Genomic DNA, 19009 nt, shown 5'->3' with positions numbered 1-19009 from the left:
CTTCGTTACTTGGCGCCGCGGACCCGGTGCAGGCGGAAGGGGCGCTTCGGCAGGCGGGTCGCCGGGGAGGGCTTCGGCGGTGCGGCCTGCGAGTCGTCGGGCATCGGGACGAGCGGGGCGTCCTCGACCGGGGTGAGGCGGCTGACCACGCAGTCCGTGGCCCACCTGGTCGCGAGGTCGGTGCCGCCGTTGAGCCGCTTCCCGGCCAGCTGCGGCACGAGCTCCGCCCAGGCCTCCCCGGCCGGGTCCATGCGCTCCACCGCCGCGGTCCAGGTGACGATCCGGCCGCCGTGGTCGCCGCGGAGGGAGACCTCGACGGTGCCGGCCTCGGCCAGGCCGGGGGCGGACTGCTCGCCGGGGCCGCTCACGACCAGCAGCGACCCGCCGAGCCACGCGCACCAGACCAGGTAGGCCGGGCCGGCGCCGGGCACGGCGAGCCAGGCGACGGCGGCCTTCTTGGCGGCCTCTTCGACCAGCGGTTCCACGCCTGCCATCCAATCACAACGGTGGCCCGTCAGGTCGCCGTCGCCGCCCCGTTCAGCGGCGGGCGCGGGGAGCGGTCCTCGAACTCGGCCGAGGTGTAGGCCAGGGCCCGCAGGCCCGGCGGCCAGGAGGCCCAGCCACCCTTGCGGAGGAGGGCGTCGAGGAACTGGGGGGCGGTCGGCAGATTGGCCCAGACCGCCGGCAGGAAGGTGGCGCGGCGGGCGCCGTCGGTCAGGATCAGGCCGTGCACCCCGGGCTCCAGGACCGCCAGCAGGGCCTCCCGGCTGCCGGCGGCGGGCAGGTCGGCGGGCTCGGTGAGGACGGAGACCTTGATGTCGAGCTCGGGCCAGTCGGCGGCGGTGACCGGCGGCACCCGCGGGTCGCGCATGGACCGCACCGCGTTGTCCACGACGTCGTGGTGCAGCGGGCGGCCCGGCTCGAGGCTGCCGACGCAGCCGCGGAGGGCGCCGGCCCGCTCGAGCGTCACGAAGGTGGCGCCGGGGTCGTGCAGGGGTCCGGTCGACGGGATGCGGAACATGAGGCGCTCGCCGGTGAGGCGGGCGCGGACGGCGGCCGCCGCGAGTCCGGCCAGCAGCCGTCCGTCCTTCGGCGACAGAAGCCCAGACGGCGCCGTCACCAGTCCAGCATAGGCGCGCCGATCGTCGCGGGCAGCGGCATACGGCCGGCGACCAGGTCGGGGATCTGGTCGAGGCCGGTGATGCGGGCGCCGTCCCAGTCGAGGTCGGCGTGGAAGGTGAGGTGCCCGCCGAGGTCGGGCGCGTCGAGCTGGACGGCGGTGAGGCCGAAGCGACGGGCGCCGGTGAGCTCGTGACCGCCGCCGTCGCCCACGTACAGGCAGGCCTCGGGGTGGACGCCGAGGCGTTCGCAGGCCGCGCGGTACATCGCCGGGTGCGGCTTGGCGTGGCCGACCTGCGACGAGTAGACGCCGGCGTCGAAGAGGCGGCCGATGGGGGTGCCGGGCAGGACGGTCGGCAGCTCGAACCAGCAGTCGCTGACGACGGCGGTGCGGATGCCCTGGCCGCGCAGCCAGCGCAGGACGGGCTCGGTCTCGGGGCGGGGTGACGCGTCCTGCTGGAGCGAGGCGATGCGCAGCTCGGCGGCCTCGCGCAGCTGGGCCGGCGTGGGCTCGACGCCGAGCTCGACGCACAGCGCGCGGAGACCCGCTAAGACACTGCCGTAAGCACCCTTGGCCCGCGCGTCGAAGGTGCGGTCGAGGAGGCTGAGCCACGCTCCGGGGTCGACGCCGAGCACCTCAGCGGTCCTGCGATGACCGTCGCCGCGGACGACTGCGGTGGTGCACGTATTGAAGTAGTCGAAAAGGACAGCGCTAAACACCGTTCGGACCTCCTGGCATCGTCCGAAAGTACGAATGCAGACCGCTCCGGTCTACTGCCTAAGAGCGCTACCAAGTGTCGGATCGCTGACAATTTTCACCTGGTGACAACATCGGCGCATGCGCCAGATCGGGTTAGCCGCAATTGTCGCCCTCACGGTCGCGATCATCGCGGTCTCGGCGTCGGCGCCGTTGATCGCCTACGCGGCCGCGCCCGCGCTCGCGATCGCCTTCTGGCGCAACGCGCTCGGGGTCGCCGCGATCGCCCCGGTGGCCCTCACGGCGCGCCGCGAGGAGTTCCGGTCGCGGGCGATGCGCGTCAGCGCCGCGTCCGGCGTGCTGCTCGCGGTGCACTTCGCCACGTGGGTGCCCAGCGCCAAGCTGACGAGCGTCGCCATGTCGGTGGCGCTGGTGAGTACGACACCCATCTGGACGTCACTGATCTCCGTTGTGCGGGGCGTGCGGGTCCCGGCCAGCACATGGGCCGGGGTGGGCGTCGCCGTCGTGGGCGTCGCCCTGGCGACGGGCGCCGACCCGGACCTGTCGGGCCGCGCGCTGCTCGGTGACGCGCTCGCGCTGGCCGGCGGGATCGCGGCGGCCGGGTACACGATGCTCGGCGCCCACGCGCGGGGGACGATCTCGACCAGCACCTATGCGACCGTCTGCTACTCGGTCTGCGCGGCGCTGCTCGGGCTGGCGTGCCTGCTCGGCGGGCAGGAGCTGGGCGGCTACACCACGCGGACGTGGCTGGCGATCGTGGCGATGACCGCCGGCCCCCAGCTGCTCGGCCACACCCTGATCAACTACGCGCTGCGCCGGGTGCCGCCGACGACGGTCGCCGTGCTGCTCCTGCTGGAGGTGCCGGGCGCGCTGCTGCTGGCGTGGCTGATGCTCGACCAGCTGCCGGCGGCGCAGACGCTGCCCGGCATCGCACTGCTGCTCGCCGGCGTGACGATCGTGGTGGTCGGCGGCCGGCGCGCCTCGGCGCCCGCCGCCTCATCCGGATCGGATCAGCCCACGAAGTCCGGGTCGGGTCAGCCCACGAAGTCCGGGTCGGGTCAGCCCACGAACGGCGGCACGATCATCTCGCCGGAGGCGATCGGCACGACGTGGCCGGCCACGGTCGCCGACACCGCCTCGCCGCCGGTGGCGGTGATCGAGCAGCTCAGCAGCGAGGGCCGGCGCATCTCCGAGCCCTGACGGATCTGGTACCGGCTGAGCCCGTCACCCGGCAGCAGCCCCGACGCGACCAGCCACACCCCGAGCCCCATCGCCGCCGAACCGGTCGCGGGATCCTCGGCGACGCCGGCGTCGGGGACGAGGACCCGTACGTGAGCCTCGTGCCGCTCGGCGTCCCAGTGCAGGACGCTCAGGTTGTCGACGAGCCCGCGGGGCCGCAGCCGCCCCACCGCCTCGTCGGTCACGGACAGGAACGTGAACGGCAGCCCGCACCCGGCCCTGCGGGGCGCCGGCCCGACGAAGTCGGCCTCCGTCAGGCCGACGGCGGCGAGCAGCGGCGCCGGGTCGAGGGCCGGCTCGACGGTCGGGGTGCCGCCGGTGACGGTCGCGGTGCCGTGCACGTCGTCGATGGTGATCGGCAGCAGGCCCGCACCGCACTCCATGATCACGTCGGTGGTCTTGACCAGGCCGTCGCGGTGCAGGGTGACGGCGCAGCCGACGCTGGGGTGCCCGGCGAACGGCAGCTCGGTGCCGGGGGTGAAGATCCGCACCCGGTAGGTCGCCTCGGGCGTGGTCGGGCGCAGCACGAAGATCGTCTCGGACAGGTTGAACTCGAGGGCGATCGCCTGCATCTGCTCGCCGGCGAGGTGATCCGCGTCGAACACGATGGCGAGTGGGTTGCCGGTGAACGGCCGGTCGGTGAAGACGTCGACCACCTTGTACCGCAGCATGCTCATGCACCCGAGCCTAGGCGAGCGGGCAGGTGCGGGAGGCGGTCCAACGGCGAGCCGGTGGTCTTCTTCAGTAGTCTTGAGCCTCGTGAGCACCGCGCCCAGGGTCTATGTCGCGCGCCTCGCCGGCCTGAGCGTGTTCGACCCGAACGGCGACCAGGTCGGGCGGGTGCGTGACGCGGTCGCGCGGGCCCGCACCGACGACCAGCCGCCGAGGGTCGTGGGGCTCGTCGCGGAGATGCCGATGCGGCGGCGGATCTTCCTGCCGATCGGCCGGATCACGGCGATGGAGCCCGACGCGGTGGTGCTCAACACCGGCACGCTCAACCTGCGCCGCTTCGAGAAGCGGCAGGGTGAGCTGCTGGTCCTGGAGGACTTCATCGACCGGCACGTGAGCATCCCGGCGACCGGCCGCACCGGCACGGTCGTGGACGTCGCGATGGAGGCCGACCGGACGGGGACCTGGGCGTTGAGCCGGGTCGCGGTCCGGGAGTTCAGCGGCCGGTTGACCCGCCGCGGTCACCTGAACCAGCTCGAGTGGGGTGAGGTCGTCGGGCTCGCCGGCACCCCGCACGCGCAGGGCACGGCCGGCATCCTCGCGGTGCTGGACAACATGCGCCCCGCCGACCTCGCCAACGTGCTGCAGGACCTGTCCGAGACCCGCCGCGTCGAGGTCGCGACCGCCCTGGACGACGAGCGGCTCGCCGACGTGCTGGAGGAACTCCCCGAGCACGACCAGCTGGAGATCATGGCGGCGCTGGAGCCGGAGCGGGCCGCGGACGTGCTGGAGGAGATGGACCCCGACGACGCTGCCGACCTGCTCGCGGAGATGCCGAAGGGCGAGCAGGAGGTGCTGCTGGACCTCATGCAGCCCGACGAGGCGTCGCCGGTGCGGGCGCTGCTGGACTACCTGCCCGGCACCGCCGGGTCGGTGATGACGTCGGAGCCGATCGTCATGGCGCCGCACGAGACGGTCGCGGAGGCCCTCGCCCGCATCCGGGAGCCGCAGCTGTCACCCGCGGTGGCGGCGGGCGTCTTCGTGACCAGGCCGCCGATGGCGACGCCGACCGGGCGGTACCTCGGCGTCGTGCACTTCCAGCGGCTGCTGCGCGAACCGCCGTCGGCGCTGCTCGGCGGCGTCGTGGACAATGACATCAAACCGCTCGCGCCGCAGGCCACGCTCGGCGAGATCACCCGGCGGATGGCGACGTACAACCTGGTGGTCATGCCGGTCATCGACGACAACGACCGGCTCCTCGGCGCCGTCACCGTCGACGACGTGCTGGACCACCTGCTGCCCGAGGACTGGCGCGACCGGGAGCACGCCGCCTCCATGTCGTCGGGCTCCTCCGGCCCCGCCGGACGGGCGCTCGACCATGGCTGACCGGCGGCGGCTCGACCAGCCGCGGGAGCCGGGGCGCCTGAAGCTGCCCCGCTTCGACCCGGAGGCGTTCGGGCAGTGGTCCGAGGGGATCGCGCGGTTCATGGGGACCGCGAAGTTCCTCGTGTACATGACGGTCTTCATCCTCGTGTGGGTCGTGTGGAACACGCTCGCGCCGAGGACGTGGCAGTTCGACCCGTACACGTTCACGTTCCTGACCCTGATCCTGTCGCTGCAGGCGTCCTACGCGGCGCCGCTGATCCTGCTCGCGCAGAACCGGCAGGCGGACCGGGACCGGCTCGCCGCCGAGGAGGACCGCCGGCGGGCCGCGGCGCAGAAGGCGGACACCGAGTACCTGGCGCGGGAGATCGCGTCGCTGCGGATCGCCGTCGGCGAGATCGCCACCCGGGACTTCCTGCGCTCGGAGCTGACGCGGATGAGCGAGGAGCTGGACGAGGCCGCGGTGCGCCGGGCGAAGCTGGAGCGGAAGAAGGCGAAGAAGACGCTGGACGAGCCGGTGGAGGAGGACACCTTCAACCCCGGCGACGACCCGCCCCGCCGACGCGCCCGCTCCACCCGCTGACCCTATGTGCCGCTTTTGCCGTTTTTGTCGCTTGTACTGCGTGTCAGTGCGCTCTCGCTGCCACGAGAAGACCCTCTCCGAGGGGCAGGATCGCCGGCACCCACGCGTCGCTGTCCCTGATGGTCTTGACGGCCTCCCTGAGCAGGACGGTCTCCGCGTCGCGGATCGTGGGGTCGCTGACCCGGCCGCCGCCGAGCGCGCCGGCGAGCACCAGGGTCCCTCCGGGCCGCAGGAGCCGCTCCGCCGCCGCGGTCACGGCCGCGTACTCGCTCGGGTCGTGGTCGACGAACACCAGGTCATAGGCGCGGTCGGCGAGCCGGGGCAGGACGTCGAGGGCGCGGCCGCTGATGATCCGGGTCCGCGACGGCGGGTTGCCGGCGGCGGCGAACACCCGCCTCGCGACCCGCTGGTGCTCCGGCTCGAGGTCGATCGTGGTGAGGACCCCGTCGCGGCGCATGCCGCGCAGCAGCCACCCGCCGCTCACCCCCGTGCCGGTGCCCACGTCGACGACGGCCTTCGCGTTGCTGACCGCGGCGACGACCCGCAGCGCCGCGCCCTCACCCCGGCTGACGCTGGAGATGCCCAGCTCGGCGGCCTGCTCGCGGGCCGCGGTGAGCACGGGGTCCTCCAGCACGTAGCCGTCGACGAAGTCGGCGAACTGCTGCGCTGCTCTGACGGACGGCGGGATGTCGCACCTCCATGAGACGTCGATCCCCGCAAGCCTAGGAGACCTCGCCCTCACGTGTGGGATGCCGGCCCGTGTAATGCTGGATGCGAAACGGACGGAGGAGCCGATCGTGACAGACGGTTCGGCCTGGCGTCAGCCTGGCCACGGCGCATCGACCAGCCCCGCTGGCTGGCCGATGCCGCCCGCGCAGCCACGACCGCAGCCCGCCCCGGGCAGCTGGTGGTCCGACGCCCTCGCCGACCCGTGGCGGGACCCTGACGCGCAGGTCGTCGTGGTCAAGACGCCGGCGGACGAGCCGCCGGCGCTGGAGAAGGTCCCGCCGCCCGGCCCCGCACCGCGGGCCGGCCTCGGGCTGGTCCTGATGGTGTCGATCATCACCGCCCTGCTCGCCGGCGCGCTCGGCGGCACCCTCGGCTACGTGTTCGCCGGTGGCGGCGGTGGCGTCCTGGGCGGCTCCACCCTCGGCGGCAACCCGCCGCTGAACGGCCGCCCGCCGGACACCGTCGCCGCCCTCGCGAAGAAGGTCCTCCCCAGCGTCGTCACGATCAGCATGCGGGTGGGCGCCGGCACGTCCCTGGGCTCCGGCTTCGTGGTGTCCAACGACGGCTACGTCATCACCAACAACCACGTGGTGCAGGGTGGCAACGGCTCCGCCACGGTCCGCTTCACCGACGCCTCGGTCGCCCCGGCCTCCGTCGTCGGCAGCGACGACGAGTCCGACATCGCCGTGCTGAAGATCGACACCGCCGGCCTGCCCGAAGACCAGCTGAAACCCGTCGAGTTCGGCGACTCCGACCAGCTGCAGGTCGGCGACCCGGTCGTCGCGGTCGGCGCCCCGCTCGGCCTGACCAGCACGGTCACGTATGGCGTGGTCAGCTACCTCGACCGTCCCATCCGTACCAGCGAGGGCGGCACCGCCCGCTACTACTCGGCGATCCAGACCGACGCGGCCGTCAACCAGGGCAACTCCGGCGGCCCGCTCTTCGACGGCGCCGGCCGTGTCGTCGGCATCAACTCCGTGATCGGCACCCTCTCCGAGGACCAGGCGACGGCCGGCAACGTGGGCCTCGCGTTCGCCATCCCGATCAACCACGCCCGCCGCGTGGCCCAGGACGTCATCAACACCGGCAAGGCCCGGCGCACTGTGATGGGTGTCTCACCCGACCCGAGCTACCGCAATCCCGCGGGCGGCGCGCGCCTCGCCTCCGTCGAAGCCAACGGCCCGGCCGCCGGCGCCGGTCTGCACGCCGGCGACGTCATCCTCGCCGTCAACGGCAAGCCCGTGGAGGAGTTCTGGGACCTGACGGCCCTCATCCGCAAGTACGCTCCCGGCGCGGTCGTCGAGATCCAGTACCTGCGCGGCACCACCAAGGAGAAGACCTCGGTGACCCTGGTCGCCGACGCGAAGTGACCGGTGGGCCCTCCCCGCGGGGGCCACGGGTGCGTAGGCTGGCGGGCGAGAGCAAGGAGGCCGGCAATGGGCTTGGAAAACCTCGGTGGCTGGGAGTTCATCGTCATCATCCTGGTGGGGCTGTTCATCTTCGGCCCCGACCGGCTGCCGAAGGCGATCAGCGACGGCATGCGCATGCTCCGCAACGTCCGCCAGATGGCCCGCAACGCCACCGGTGACCTGAGCCGCGAGCTCGGCACCGACATCCAGCTCGAGGACCTCCACCCGAAGGCCTTCCTGCGCAAGCACCTGCTGAGCGAGGCCGACGAGGCCGCCCTGCGCCGTCCTCTCCAGGACATCGTCGGCGAGGTCCGCGGCGTCGCCGACTCGGTCAAGCGCGACGCGGAGGCGGCCGCCAAGGGCATCAACGCCACGGCGACGCCTGCGGCGACCCCCACGTCGCTCACCAAGTCGGCCGCGACCCCCGCCCCGGCTCCGGCCCGCCCCTCCTGGGACGACGTCACCTGACGCCTGCCGGCCGTGCTTCGCGGGGCTTCGGCCTCACCTGCGGTCAGACCGCCTGCGACCAGCTAGCTGCGCAGGCGGTCTCTCGTACAGTGGCCGCGGTTGTCGCTCTTGAAATCAGCGACCGGCGGGCTTGAGGCCGAGCGGTTTGCCGGCGAGGCTCTCCCGGCGCACGGCGAGGCGGTCGGCGACGGTGATCAGCGCGGCCGCGGCGGGCGCCGACGGGTCGGACAGCACGAGCGGGAGACCGGCGTCGCCGCCCTCGCGCAGGCGCGTGTCGAGCGGGATCTGGCCCAGCACCGGGACCTTCGCGCCGACGGCCCGGCTCAGCGACTCCGCGACCTGCGCGCCGCCGCCGCTGCCGAACAGCTCCATGCGCTGGCCGTCGGGCAGCTCCAGCCAGGACATGTTCTCCACGACGCCGACGATGCGCTGGTGCGTCTGCAGGGCGATGGAGCCCGCGCGCTCCGCGACCTCGGCCGCGGCGGCCTGTGGGGTCGTCACGACCAGGATCTCCGCCGACGGCAGCAGCTGCGCCAGGGAGATCGCCACGTCACCGGTGCCCGGCGGGAGGTCCAGCAGGAGGACGTCCAGGTCGCCCCAGTAGACGTCGGCGAGGAACTGCTGCAGCGCCCGGTGCAGCATCGGCCCGCGCCACACCACCGCCGCGTTGCCGGGCGTGAACATCCCGATCGAGATGACCTTCACCCCGTGCGCCGACGGCGGCATGATCATCGACTCGACCTGCGTGGGCCGGCCGTCCGCGCCGAGCATCCGCGGCACCGAGTGGCCGTAGATGTCCGCGTCGACGACGCCGACCTTGAGCCCCTTCGCGGCGAGCGCCGCCGCCAGGTTGACCGTCACGCTCGACTTGCCGACGCCGCCCTTGCCGCTGGCGACCGCGTAGACCCTGGTCCGCGAGCCCGGCTGGGCGAACGGGATGACCGGCTCCTGCACGTCACCGCGCAGGCTGCTCTGCAGCTCCTTGCGCTGCTCGGGCGTCATGACCCCGAAGTCGACCTCGACCCCGGTGACCCCTTCGACCGCGCCGACCGCGCTGGTGATGTCGGTCCGCAGCTTGTCCTTCAGCGGGCAGCCGGCCACCGTGAGCAGCAGCCCGATCACCGCGACGCCGTCAGGTCGCAGCACGACCTCGCGCACCATACCGAGCTCGGTGATCGGTCGGCGGATCTCGGGGTCGTCGACGGTCGACAGGGCGGCGGCGATCGCGGCTTCGACGGTGGTGGCCGGGGCTGACATGCCGCCATCGTACGTCGGCCGCCGCCGCTGTTCAGGCGCCCAGCCCGTGGGTCGTAACGCATCACACTCACCCGAACGGTGACAGGGTTGTCCCACGTCCGCGGCGATGGGAACATCGTTGCTAGCCGCGCGCCTCGCCCCTTGAGGCGCGCGGCTTTTCCGTCCCCGGAATTGTCGTACCCCTGTTCGAAAATGGGGGCATGACAGCACTCGGCACGACCACCAGCACCGTCCTGTCCGCCACGGCACCGTTCGACCTCGCCTGCTCGCTGCGCGCCATGGAGTCCTTCGCCCCCTGCAGCGGCGACCAGCTCGTCACCGCCGGCCGCGCCCGCCGCGCGTTCCTGCACCCGTCCGACCCGGCCCGTGCCGTCGTCGCCGAGGTCACCGCCCGCGACGACGGGCTCCCCGGCGTCGCGCTCACCGTGTTCAGCGACGGCGAGCTGAGACCCGGGGAGACCGAGGCGGTCGGCGACCGGGTCAGCGACTGGCTGAGCCTCCGCGACGACCGCGCCACGTTCCTGCGCATGGCCCGCGCCGACCCGGCCATGACCTCGATCCTCACCACCACCGAAGGCCTGCACCAGGTCCGTTTCGCCTCGTTCACCGAGGCCGCCGTCTTCTACACGCTCGTGCACCACTCCGCCCACTGGTTCGCCAAGGCGTACAAGCGCCGCCTCCTCACCGACCACGGCCCGCACGGCATCGTCGACGGCGTCCGCTATGCCGCGTTCCCGCCGATGTCCACGCTGGTGGCGCTCGGCGTCAAGGGCCTCACGCCCTATGCCAGCAACACGCTGAGCGCCCGCCGCGTCCATGCCGTGCTGACCGCCCTGAGCAGCCTCGACGAGCACCGGCTGCGCACCGCCCCCGCCGACGAGGTCTATGACACGCTGCTGTCCGTGCGCGGCATCGGCCCCTTCACCGCCCACGCCCTGCTCCTGCGCGCCCTCGGCCACCCAGACCGCGCTCCCCTCGAGATGCGCCAGCACCTCACCTCCGCCGAGTCGGTCTACGGCACCCCCGCTCCTTCCCCGGCCGAGCTCCGCGAGTGGTATGGCGCCACGATCGGCTGGTGGGCCTACACCGTCCGCACCGCCCTGGACTGGCTCGACCAGGACCGCCGCGCCGCCGCCCGCTCCGCCCGCTCCCCCGGCCGGGCGGCCCGCACGCCGTATCTCCTGCGCCAGACCGAGGGCGAGTTGAGCGCCTCCCTCACCGTGACGGCGCGACCAGCACCCACACTGCACGCCGCCGCACCCCACGACGACCACCCAGCCGCCCAGGCCTCCTGACCCGCCGGCGCCCGGCACTCTGCCTTTGTCGGGGCCTTTGTCGGGGCCTTTGTCGGGGCCTTTGTCGGGGCCTTTGTCGGGGCCTTTGTCGGGGCCTTTGTCCGGGCCTTTGTCCGGCCGACCCGGACACTCCCCCGCCGCTCATGCCGGTGGGGGAGTGTCCGGCCACCGGCGACGGCCCTCTGCGGGCGTTCCGGTCGTCCGCGCTCGCCTCGCTGTTCCCGCCTCACGCCCATTTTCGCGGCGCTGGGTCATCACGCGTCCCGACTCCCCTAACGCGCCGACCTTCCCGACTTTCCCGCCTGACTCTCCGACTTCCCGATCTCTGGGCTCCCCGATTTCCTGAAGCCGATCCGTCGCCTTGCCCCAACCACTTCGACTGCCGCGGCGCGATCGCGTTTGTCGGGCTCTTAGATCGCTGCCCGCCCGCTCGATTCGTCGAGTTCTCAGGTCGCCACCCCGCGCCCGCAGGCACCCGGAGCCGAGCCCCACCGCCACCGTTCAGTCCTCCTCCCGCCGCAACTCCCCGACCCACCCAACCCACGACCCGGCACGCGACGTCCACCGACCACCCGACCGGCCCCTCGACCCTCGGAGCTGCCCGGTTGCCGAATTCCTGCGGCATGCCCCGCTTCGCCGGGTTCTCCCATCGCTCCACCACTCCACGCCGGGGCCGAGTCACCAACCAGCACCGTCCAGCCGTCGTCAATCACAGCCCGGACGCCTTCACCCACGACGGCGCGGTGTGGCCGCCGGTGTGGCCGCCGGTGTGGCCGCCCACACCCACAGGCTCGCGGCCCGACGCCCGGCCGCCCTGCCCGCCCTCTAGCCTCACGGGCCTGCCCCGGTTTGCCTGACCGCTACGGACGCCCGTTTTGCCGGATTCTAGGGCTACATCGCCTCGCAGGTTCACAGCCGCTGTCGCGGTGCTGCACGGACCTCACACCTCGGGGTCCGGCATGTCCCGACCGGCCGCCGCCGCTAGCTGCCCGGTTGGCACCACCCGATCGGCGTCTCGGCCCGGGGCAGCAGCCGGCAGGCCGCGCACAGCACCTCCGTTCCGCAGTTGGGTCGCAGAAGCAAGATCCGTCTCGCCTCCGAACCGACAAGCCCCATGCCGACAACGCGGCCCTCTCCACGCCATCCACTTGATCGAAGAACAGCACCGGCCGCCACCACGACCAGACCCAGCCTTCGATCACCACACCGACCACGCCCCCGGCGGATCGGGGTACACCACTCGGCGCCACTGCTGCCCCCACCGCAGCCGGCACGACCAGCAAACCGTCAGACGCCCGGACCAATGCACAACGCGCGCCGCACCGACCGGCCACCCCACCCGCAACACCGCCCCTCCACGCCATCCACTTGATCGAAGGACAGCACCGGCCGCCACCACGACCAGAACCAGCCTTCGATCACCACACCGGCCACGCCCCCGGCGGATCGGGGTACACCACTCGGCGCCGCTACTGCCCACACCGCAGCGGGCACGACCAGCAAACCGTCAGACGCCGGACCAGAGCACCACGCGCGCGACGGACGCCGCACCAACCAGCCGCCCCACCGGCAACACCGGCCCCTCCACACCGGCCGCTTGATCCAAGGACAGCAGCGGCCGCCAGCACGACCAGAGCCAGGCTTCGATCACCACGCCGGGCAGGGCCGCCGCATCGCAGCCGTTACGGTCAGTAAACCGTCAGGCGGCGGACCGATGCACCACGCGCGGGACAGGCGCCGCGCCGACGGGCAGGGCCACCCGCAACGCCGGCCCATTCGCGCCGTCCGCTTGATCGAAGGACGGCGCTGGCCGTCAGCACGGCCGGAACCAGGCTTCGATCACCGCGCTGGCCGGGGGCGCGGTTGCAGGGGTCGGTGGGGTGGTGGCTGGAGGGGCGGGGCGTCAGGTTGTTGTCTCCAGCCAGCGCAGCAGGGTGCGGACGCCCCAGCCGGTGGCGCCCTTGGTGAGGTCGGCGTCGGGGGAGTCGGACCAGGCGGAGGAGGACATGTCGATGTGGGCCCACTGGTCGCGGAGTGGGCCGGTGAACTCGCGGAGGTAGAGCGCGGCCATCACGGAGCCGGCGCCGACGTCGGTGGAGTTGACGATGTCGGCGACGTCGCTGTCGAGGGCGTCTGCGTAGTCGTCGTGCAGGGGCATGCGCCAGACCGACTCGCCCGCGGTGTCGGCGGCGGTGGTGAGCTCCTTGGCGAGGGTGTCGTTGTAGCTGTAGAGGGCGGCGGTGCGCTTGCCGAGGGCGACGCCCTGCGCGCCGGTGAGGGTGGCCAGGTCGACGATCGTGTCGGGGCGCAGGCGCCGGACGGCGTAGGCCATGGCGTCGCCGAGGACGAGGCGGCCCTCGGCGTCGGTGTTGTGGATCTCCGAGGTGGTGCCGCCGTAGTGGCGGATCACGTCGCCGGGGCGGAAGGAGTCGGCGCCGATCGCGTTCTCCGCGAGGGGGGCGAGGGCGGTGATGCGCACCGGGAGGCGCAGCGCCGCGGCGGCGAGGGTCGCGCCGATCACGGCCGCCGCGCCGCCCATGTCCTTGCGCATGAGCTTCATGCCGGACAGGGGCTTGATGCAGATGCCGCCGGTGTCGAACGTGATGCCCTTGCCGACCAGGACCACGTGCCGCCGGGCGCCGCGCGGGCGCCAGGACAGCTCGACCAGGCGCGGGCCGCGGGTGGAGCCGCCGCCGACGGCGAGGATCGCGTTGAACCCCTGCTCGGCGAGGGCCTTCGGGTCGCGGACGGTCACCGTCAGCCCGGGCACGCCGGCGGCGGCCTTCTCGACCCGCTTCGCGAACCAGGCGGGGGTCTTCTCGTCGCTGGGCATGTTGGTGAGGTCGCGGGCGAGGCGGGTCGACTCGGCGACCACCTTCGCGGCGGCGAGGCCCGCCTCAAGATCGGCGGCGAGGCCCGCCTCGGGGTCGGACGGCCGGGCGGCGGCGAGGTTGACCCGGCGCAGCGATGGGGGCTCGTCGGCGCCGAGGCGGAAGCGGTACGACGCGAGCCACAGCCCCTCCCCGAGCCCCCGCACCGCGGCCGGCGTGACGTCGTCGGGCAGGAGGAGGGTGAGCGTCGGCTCGTCGCCGGCGGACCTGGCGAGCTTCGCACCCGCGGCCCGCCAGCCGGCCTCGTCGCCGGACCCGACGCCGACGAAGAAGAGCAGGTCGGGGCGGTGCCCGGCGCGCGGCAGCTTGTGCAGGGTGCCGGCCGACCCGGAGTGCTCGACATCCAGCAGGAACGCGGTGATGTCGTCCAGGTCGGCCGGGCCGAGCTTCAATCTCGCCAGCGACGCCCGCACGGCGGCCAGCCGTGTCGCCGCGGGGTCGTCGGAAGAGTCGGCGGCCGGCACGACAGCGGCGACCGCACCGGAGACGTTGCGGGCCGTGGCGAACCGGATGTCCAGCAAGAGCTTGCCTCCACTCGAAACTCACATGTTTCCGCGCACGCCTCGGGGAGCGACCGTCTCAGGGCCACTCGGTTGCGCGGGGTCGTGCCGGATGAGCGAGAAGACCTCAGCCGGTGGCGGTCTTCAGTGCCTCGCTGAGCTCGTTGGCCTCATCCTTGGTCATCTCGACGACGAGCCGCCCACCACCTTCCAGCGGGACCCGCATGACGATGCCCCGGCCCTCCTTGGTGACCTCCAGCGGACCGTCGCCTGTCCGCGGCTTCATGGCCGCCATGTTGTCTCCCTTCGCTCCCTGATGTCCCAGACATCAGGTGGCACAGCCGTCCCCGCATGCCCGCGCGGTCACCCACCAGCGTCGGCCGGAACCTGCCTCCCCGGCCTTCGGACTCGTGATGAACGCGCCAACAGATGATTTTCCCTGATGATGGCCCCAAGACCCAAACTGGGACGCGAACCATGTGACAACTCCTGGCGGTGAACGCCGGTCAACTGTCACAATAAGCGGCCATGCAGGCCCGGTCCGCCCTCTTTGATCTCTATGGCGACCATCTCCGTCCCCGCGGTGGACGGGCCGCCATAGCGGCCCTCGTGCGCCTGCTCGCACCCCTCGGCATCGCGCCACCCGCCGTCCGGACCGCGGTGTCACGGATGGTACGGCAGGGTTGGCTGCACCCTTTACGGTTGCCGACCGGTCCCGGCTACGGCATCACCCCGAAGGCGGCACGGCGGCTCGACGCGGCGGGTGCCCGCATCTACCGCACCCCCACGGGCGACGCCGGCTGGGACGGCCGCTTCGATCTCATCACGCTGGACCCGCCGCAGCACCGAGGCGCGCGGGCGAAACTCGTCGCCAACCTGGGATTTCTCGGTTACGGGGCGATCGACGCGTCCACCTGGATCGCACCGCGGCCCGGCGAGGGGGTCGACGCGCTGCTCGTCGAGGCCGGCGTCCGGTACGACCGGTTCAGCGCGGCGCACGTCGCCGGCGGCGAGCAGCTCGTGACGCGCGCCTGGGACCTGCGGGCGATCGGCGAGGCGTACGAGCAGTTCGTGACCGACCTGACGCCGCTGGTGTCGTCGCTCGGCCCCGGCACCGACGACGAGCGCGCGTACGCGGCGAGGTTCACGCTGGTGCACGCGTGGCGGGCGTTCCTGTTCCGCGACCCGCAGCTGCCGCCCGAGCTGCTGCCGCAGCACTGGCCGGGGACGGCGGCGGCGGCGTTCTTCGACCGGCATGCGGGTCGCCTGCGCCCCGCCGCCGACCGCTACGTTGACCAGTGTCTGCGAACGTAGAAGGAGTTCATCGCATGAGTCTGCAGGTCGAGCGCAATGAAGCGGTCGCCGTCGTCACGTTCAACCGTCCCGAGGCGCTCAACGCGCTGGACACCGCCACCAAGGTGGCCCTGCGCGACACCCTCAAGGAGCTCGCCGAGGACACCGCGGTCAGGGCCGTCGTCCTCGCCGGCACCGGCCGGGCGTTCTGCGTCGGGCAGGACCTCCGCGAGCACGTGGCGTTGCTGGAGTCCGGCAGCGACGCGCCGTTGTCGACGGTCCGGGAGCACTACAACCCGATCGCCGAGCTGATCCTGACCATGCCGAAGCCGGTCGTCGCGGCCGTCCGGGGCATGGCGGCGGGCGCCGGGGCGTCCCTGGCGCTGCTCGCCGACTTCCGGATCGGCGGGCCGGGCACCGGGTTCCTGATGGCGTTCGCCAACGTGGGTCTCGCCGGCGACACCGGCGTGTCGTGGACGCTGCCCCGGCTCGTCGGGCACGCGAAGGCGACCGAGCTGCTGCTGCTCGCCGAGCCGGTCGACGCGCCGGCCGCGGACCGTCTCGGCCTGCTGACCCGCCTGGTCGACGACGACGAGCAGGTGCTGCCGGTCGCCCTCGAGCTCGCGGCCCGCCTCGCCGCCGGCCCCACCGTCGCGTACGCGCAGATCAAGCGCCAGCTCGCCGCCGGCTCCTCCGGCACGCTGCGGGAAGCCCTGGAGGTCGAGGCGCAGGTCCAGGCGGTCTGCGGGCAGACGGCGGACCACAAGGCATCGACGGCCGCATTCGTGCAGAAGCAGAAGCCGGTCTTCGCCGGAGCCTGACCGCCGTTTTACGTGGCTCGAACACGCGGGGCCTACCGTTGGCCGCATGGCCGATCGGAAAGCACTCGCGCACCTGCTGCGCCGCGCGACCTTCGGGCCGACCGCCGAGGAGGTCGACGCGGCGGAGCGGGCCGGCCTGTCCGCGACCCTCGACGCCCTGATCAGCCCCGCCGGGGACGACGCGGGCGCGGCCCGGACACCCGTGCCGAAGCTCCCCCCGGTGGTCAACGAGAAGACCGACCGGGCCGCGCAGATCCGCACCGTCGGGTACTGGTGGCTGGACCGGATGGTCCAGGCCGAGGATCAGCTGCACGAGAAGCTGACGTTCTTCTGGCACGGGCACTGGGCGACGTCGGCAGACAAGGTGAAGTACGGGCCGCTGATGCTCGGCCACCAGCAGACCCTCGCCCGCACCGCGCTCGGCGACTTCGGCACGATGGTCCGCGCGATGGTCCGCGACCCGGCGCTGATCATCTGGCTGGACGGGCAGAGGAACACCGTCAAGGCGCCCAACGAGAATCTCGCCCGCGAGCTGATGGAGCTGTTCACGCTCGGCGTCGGTCACTACACCGAGCAGGACGTGCGGGAGGGCGCCAGGGCGCTGACCGGCTGGGTCGTGGACCCGAAGTCCGGCACCGCGAGCCTCAACCCGAAGCGGCACGACGCCAAGCCCAAGACCATCCTCGGCACGACCGCCGACTTCGACGCCGACGGTTTCGCCGCGCTGCTGCTGGGGCAGCCCGCGTGCCCGGAGTTCATCGCGCGGCGGTTGTGGCTGCGGTACTGCGGCGACAACCCGATCCCGGAGGCGGTGCTCGCCGAGGCGAAGCGGCAGTCCACGACGGCGGCGATGCTCCGCGTGCTGCTGCTCGCCGACGGCCACGCCGAGCTGGTCAAGCAGCCGGTGGAGTGGCTCGTCGGCGCGCTGCGCCAGCTCGGGCTGCGCCCCGGTGACATGCCGGAGCAGCAGCGCAAGCAGCTGCAGGGCGGCCTCAACCAGCTCGGCCAGGTCCCGCTGCGCCCGCCGAGCGTCGGCGGCTGGCCCGCCGGCGCCGCGTGGCTCACCACGTCGGCGACCCAGGCCCGGCTGAAGATGGCGCAGCTGCTGGCCGGCAAGGCCCCGCAGCCGGTCCTCGACCGGATCGGCGCGGCGCCGAAGGGCCAGCGGGCGGACGCCCTCGCCCGGCTGCTCGTCGTCGACGCGTTCACCGACCGGACCCGCGCCGCGCTCGACGCCGTCGCCGGCGACCCCCGCAGGCTCCTGGCCCTCGGTCTGGCGAGCCCCGAGTACGCGATTGCCTAGGTGGTTCTCATGGATACCGTCACCCGGCGCAAGTTCCTGATCACCAGCGGTGTCGTCGGCGCCTCCGCGCTCGCTGCCGGTGGTGCGTGGACCCTGCGGGACGTCTTCGACACCGCGACCTGGGACGACCGGCCCGGCGACGCGAAGACGCTGGTGCTGGTCACCCTGTACGGGGGAAACGACGGCCTCGCGAATGTCATCCCGTTCGCGGAGAAGGGCTACCGGGAGGCGCGCAACGAGCTCGCCTACACCGCCGAGGAGGTCATCCGCCTCAACGACACGGTCGGGCTGAACCCCGCCCTGAGCGGGTTCAAGCAGATGTACGACGCGGGGAAGCTCGCCGTCGTCCGCGGGGTCGGCTACCCGAAGCCCGACCACAGCCACTTCCGGTCCATGGACATCTGGCAGACCGCGCAGCCGGACCGGCCCGGCAACACCGGCTGGCTCGGCCGCTGGCTGGACACGTTCGGCGGCGACCCGCGGCACGCCGTGTCCTTCGAGCCCGTCCTGCCGCCGCTGCTCGCCGGGGCCAACAGCGCCGGCGCGGCCGTGCCGGTCACCGGTCTCGCCCTGCCCAACGGGGTGCGGACCGAGACCCTGTCGCAGCTCGGCGCGCCCGCCGAGGGCGAGCCGCCGCTGCAGGCGCGGGCCGCCCGCGCGTTCGCCGACCTGGTCAGCGTCGACGCCCTCGTCCGCACCGCCGCCGACGGCGACCACGACGACACCGGCGAGGAGACCACGGGCACCGGCACCGGCGGCCGCTCCGACCTGAAGGCGCAGCTCGACCTCGTCGCCCGCTGCGTCGAGGCGAACGTCGCCACCCGGGTGTTCTCGGTCTCGCTGGGCGGCTTCGACCTGCACGCCGAGGAGCGGGACTCGCAGGAGAACCTGCTGCGCCGGCTCGACGAGGCGCTGACCGGCTTCGCCGCGCGGATGGCGAAGACCGAGGCGGGCCGCCGGGTCGTGGTGGCCGTCTACTCCGAGTTCGGCCGGCGGGTCGCCGCGAACGGCTCCGACGGCACCGACCACGGCACCGCCTCGAACATGTTCCTGCTCGGCAGCCCCGTGCGCGGCGGCCTGTACGGCGAGCAGCCCAGCCTGTCCGACCTGGACAACGGCGACCTGAAGTTCACGACCGACTTCCGCGCCGTGTACGCCTCGCTGCTGTCGAACGTCCTGGACGCCGATCCGCAGCGGATCCTGGGGTACTCGTCGGCGCTGCCCGGGCTGTTCTAGTCCCAACGCCGTTCAGTTAGGTGGTTCGGTGGGTTGTCAAGGGTAGGGGTTGATGATGTCGATGCTGGTGGTGGCTTGGTAGCTGTGCCGGTCGAT

18 protein-coding genes and 2 pseudogenes are annotated in these 19009 nt (G+C 72.8%); 10 read left to right on the top strand and 10 right to left on the bottom strand.

The genetic code is table 11. The features are described from left to right. Positions 1-5: 5 nt before the first annotated feature. Genes AB0I21_RS33170 through AB0I21_RS33160 form a run of 3 tightly spaced genes read right to left on the bottom strand, consistent with a single transcriptional unit; the run spans position 6 to position 1839 of the window. Positions 6-494: a hypothetical protein gene (locus AB0I21_RS33170; RefSeq protein ID WP_360567092.1), complete on the bottom strand. Its 489-nt coding sequence runs from the start codon at positions 492-494 to the stop codon at positions 6-8. Positions 495-514: 20 nt separating this feature from the next. Next, the gene (amrA, locus tag AB0I21_RS33165; RefSeq protein ID WP_360567090.1) at positions 515-1120 is read right to left on the bottom strand and encodes an AmmeMemoRadiSam system protein A; all 606 of its coding nucleotides are present in this window, start codon (positions 1118-1120) and stop codon (positions 515-517) included. Next, entirely contained in the window at positions 1117-1839 is a 723-nt protein-coding gene (locus tag AB0I21_RS33160; protein ID WP_360567088.1) for an HAD family hydrolase, read from the bottom strand. Before AB0I21_RS33160 ends, amrA begins: the two co-directional genes overlap by 4 nt. 118 nt (positions 1840-1957) lie before the next feature. Here AB0I21_RS33160 and AB0I21_RS33155 point away from each other — a divergent pair. After that, a pseudogene (locus tag AB0I21_RS33155) lies at positions 1958-2788 on the top strand (DMT family transporter); the annotation flags it as partial. A 107-nt stretch (positions 2789-2895) separates the two neighbouring features. Here AB0I21_RS33155 and AB0I21_RS33150 read toward each other — a convergent pair. Continuing rightward, positions 2896-3753 carry a PhzF family phenazine biosynthesis protein gene (locus AB0I21_RS33150; protein WP_360567086.1) on the bottom strand — a complete coding sequence of 286 codons (858 nt, stop codon included), beginning with the start codon at positions 3751-3753 and terminating at the stop codon, positions 2896-2898. 82 nt (positions 3754-3835) lie between these two features. Here AB0I21_RS33150 and AB0I21_RS33145 point away from each other — a divergent pair, with 82 nt between their 5' ends. Together AB0I21_RS33145 and AB0I21_RS33140 are read left to right on the top strand one after the other, a co-directional pair. Next, the gene (locus AB0I21_RS33145) at positions 3836-5131 is read left to right on the top strand and encodes a CBS domain-containing protein (RefSeq protein ID WP_344512131.1); all 1296 of its coding nucleotides are present in this window, start codon (positions 3836-3838) and stop codon (positions 5129-5131) included. Then, a complete protein-coding gene (locus AB0I21_RS33140) occupies positions 5124-5711 on the top strand; it encodes a DUF1003 domain-containing protein (protein WP_360567084.1) in 588 nt (195 codons plus the stop codon). Before AB0I21_RS33145 ends, AB0I21_RS33140 begins: the two co-directional genes overlap by 8 nt. A gap of 43 nt (positions 5712-5754) precedes the next feature. On the opposite strand, the gene AB0I21_RS33135 is transcribed toward AB0I21_RS33140, so the two are convergent. Then, the gene (locus AB0I21_RS33135; RefSeq protein WP_360567176.1) at positions 5755-6345 is read right to left on the bottom strand and encodes a class I SAM-dependent methyltransferase; all 591 of its coding nucleotides are present in this window, start codon (positions 6343-6345) and stop codon (positions 5755-5757) included. Between the two features lie 163 nt (positions 6346-6508). On the opposite strand from AB0I21_RS33135, the gene AB0I21_RS33130 reads away from it, so the two are divergent. Both AB0I21_RS33130 and AB0I21_RS33125 read left to right on the top strand, forming a co-directional pair. Then, the gene (locus AB0I21_RS33130) at positions 6509-7810 is read left to right on the top strand and encodes a trypsin-like peptidase domain-containing protein (protein WP_360567082.1); all 1302 of its coding nucleotides are present in this window, start codon (positions 6509-6511) and stop codon (positions 7808-7810) included. A 66-nt stretch (positions 7811-7876) separates the two neighbouring features. Next, entirely contained in the window at positions 7877-8317 is a 441-nt protein-coding gene (locus AB0I21_RS33125; RefSeq protein WP_360567080.1) for a twin-arginine translocase TatA/TatE family subunit, read from the top strand. Positions 8318-8431: 114 nt separating this feature from the next. On the opposite strand, the gene AB0I21_RS33120 is transcribed toward AB0I21_RS33125, so the two are convergent. Further along, on the bottom strand, positions 8432-9574 hold the full coding sequence (locus AB0I21_RS33120) for a P-loop NTPase (protein WP_360567078.1): 1143 nt from the start codon (positions 9572-9574) through the stop codon (positions 8432-8434). Positions 9575-9774: 200 nt separating this feature from the next. Here AB0I21_RS33120 and AB0I21_RS33115 point away from each other — a divergent pair, with 200 nt between their 5' ends. Then, positions 9775-10869: a hypothetical protein gene (locus AB0I21_RS33115; protein WP_360567077.1), complete on the top strand. Its 1095-nt coding sequence runs from the start codon at positions 9775-9777 to the stop codon at positions 10867-10869. A 32-nt stretch (positions 10870-10901) separates the two neighbouring features. Here AB0I21_RS33115 and AB0I21_RS33110 read toward each other — a convergent pair. The 4 genes and pseudogenes from AB0I21_RS33110 to AB0I21_RS33095 form a co-directional block, all read right to left on the bottom strand. Further along, a pseudogene (locus AB0I21_RS33110) lies at positions 10902-11105 on the bottom strand (hypothetical protein); the annotation flags it as partial. A gap of 1271 nt (positions 11106-12376) precedes the next feature. Next, complete coding sequence (locus AB0I21_RS33105; protein WP_360567075.1) at positions 12377-12523, bottom strand: hypothetical protein; 147 nt, start codon at positions 12521-12523, stop codon at positions 12377-12379. Between the two features lie 249 nt (positions 12524-12772). Continuing rightward, a complete protein-coding gene (locus AB0I21_RS33100) occupies positions 12773-14281 on the bottom strand; it encodes a leucyl aminopeptidase family protein (RefSeq protein WP_360567073.1) in 1509 nt (502 codons plus the stop codon). Positions 14282-14387: 106 nt separating this feature from the next. Then, positions 14388-14555 carry a DUF3117 domain-containing protein gene (locus AB0I21_RS33095; RefSeq protein WP_081971220.1) on the bottom strand — a complete coding sequence of 56 codons (168 nt, stop codon included), beginning with the start codon at positions 14553-14555 and terminating at the stop codon, positions 14388-14390. Positions 14556-14788: 233 nt separating this feature from the next. Here AB0I21_RS33095 and AB0I21_RS33090 point away from each other — a divergent pair, with 233 nt between their 5' ends. From AB0I21_RS33090 to AB0I21_RS33075, 4 genes are read left to right on the top strand one after another with little or no spacing between them, the layout of a single operon-like run. Further along, complete coding sequence (locus tag AB0I21_RS33090) at positions 14789-15574, top strand: PaaX family transcriptional regulator C-terminal domain-containing protein (RefSeq protein WP_360567071.1); 786 nt, start codon at positions 14789-14791, stop codon at positions 15572-15574. Between the two features lie 14 nt (positions 15575-15588). Next, positions 15589-16374 (top strand): enoyl-CoA hydratase-related protein, encoded by a 786-nt coding sequence (locus tag AB0I21_RS33085; protein ID WP_360567069.1) that lies wholly within the window; start codon positions 15589-15591, stop codon positions 16372-16374. Between the two features lie 46 nt (positions 16375-16420). Next, positions 16421-17677 carry a DUF1800 domain-containing protein gene (locus AB0I21_RS33080; RefSeq protein ID WP_360567067.1) on the top strand — a complete coding sequence of 419 codons (1257 nt, stop codon included), beginning with the start codon at positions 16421-16423 and terminating at the stop codon, positions 17675-17677. A 9-nt stretch (positions 17678-17686) separates the two neighbouring features. After that, on the top strand, positions 17687-18913 hold the full coding sequence (locus tag AB0I21_RS33075) for a DUF1501 domain-containing protein (RefSeq protein WP_360567066.1): 1227 nt from the start codon (positions 17687-17689) through the stop codon (positions 18911-18913). Positions 18914-19009: the final 96 nt, after the last annotated feature.

The organism is Dactylosporangium sp. NPDC050588 (genome assembly GCF_040654975.1).
GTDB lineage: Bacteria > Actinomycetota > Actinomycetes > Mycobacteriales > Micromonosporaceae > Dactylosporangium > Dactylosporangium maewongense.
Note: the sequence above shows the minus strand (reverse complement) of the source record. Positions and strands in the feature narration are given on the sequence as shown.